The 1,300-nt window shown below is 66.8% G+C and carries 1 protein-coding gene; it reads left to right on the top strand.

Going from position 1 to position 1,300, the window contains the following annotated elements; all coding sequences use genetic code 11:
* Window positions 1-46: 46 nt before the first annotated feature.
* Window positions 47-1,267, top strand: coding sequence for an IS30 family transposase (locus ABZ345_RS47450; protein WP_359862365.1), 1,221 nt, complete (start codon window positions 47-49; stop codon window positions 1,265-1,267).
* The last annotated feature ends 33 nt before the right edge of the window (window positions 1,268-1,300 follow it).

Here is a 1,300-nt window from a genome sequence, read left to right as displayed (position 1 = left end):
GCTTGGGTTCTAGGAGTCGTCGCAACACCCTGGTTGAGGGGTTGCGATGGAGTTCGAGATCCGGGACAGGTCGGTCGTTCAGGGCTCTCGTCGGCTGACGCGTGAGCGTGAGGCTTATCTTGCGCTCGTGCGTCAGGGCGTGAGCAGTCGAGAAGCATGCAAGATCGTCGGGATCAACGTCCGGACCGGCAAACGCTGGCGCAACGGCCGTAACCAGACGGGCAACGAGGCAGGGACGCCGCCGATCACCTCGGCGGCGTCTTCTGTTGTGCGGGGCCGGTTTCTGAACGAGGACGAGCGAGTCATCATCGCTGACCGCCGTCGCGCGGGCGCCACCCTGCGGCAGATCGCCGAGGATCTAGGCCGCGATCGGTCGACGATCAGCCGGGAATTGCGGCGCAACGCCCATCAGATCAGCGGGGACTATCGGCCGTATGCCGCCCAGCGGCGGGCCGAGTCACGCCGGCCGCGGCCCAAGACAGGCAAGATCGCCGCGAATCCCGAGTTGCGTCAGGTCATCCAGGACGGCCTGGACCTGCGGTGGAGCCCGGAACAGATCGTGGCACGCTTGCGCCGGGACTTCCCCGATCGGCCGGAGCTGCACGTGGTCCACGAAACGATCTACCAGTCCCTCTACGTCCAAGGACGAGGTGAGCTGCGCCGCGAGCTCGCCGTCGCGTTGCGCACCGGCCGGGCGATGCGCCGCCCGCGCCGCCAAGCCCAGCAACGCACACCTCGGATGGCCACGCCCATGGTCATGATCAGCGAACGCCCTGCCGAGGCCGACGACCGTGCGGTCCCCGGCCACTGGGAGGGCGATCTGATCATCGGCAAGGACAACAAGACCGCCATCGGCACCTTGGTCGAACGAGCCACTCGCTACGTCATGCTCGTGCACCTTCCGCACGGCCGCACGGCCGAGGTCGTCCGCGACGCCCTCATCGGCACTATGGGTAGCCTTCCCGCGCATCTGGCCAGGTCATTGACCTGGGACCAGGGCAGCGAGATGCATCGCCACCACGAGTTCAGCGTGGCCACCGACATCCCGGTCTACTTCTGCGACCCACACAGCCCCTGGCAGCGCGGCAGCAACGAGAACACCAATGGCTTGCTACGCCAGTACTTTCCCAAAGGCACCGACCTGGCCGCCCACACCCGAGACCACCTCGACGCGGTCGCGGTCCAGCTCAACGGCCGCCCACGCAAAACGCTCGGCTGGGACACCCCAGCCGAGCGCTTGGCTAAGCTCCTGACCGAAGCCAGTTGATCAACTGTGTTGCGACGACCCCTGGAATCCGCC

It is taken from the genome of Lentzea sp. NPDC005914 (assembly GCF_040629405.1).
Classification (GTDB): domain Bacteria; phylum Actinomycetota; class Actinomycetes; order Mycobacteriales; family Pseudonocardiaceae; genus Lentzea.
Note: the sequence above shows the minus strand (reverse complement) of the source record. Positions and strands in the feature narration are given on the sequence as shown.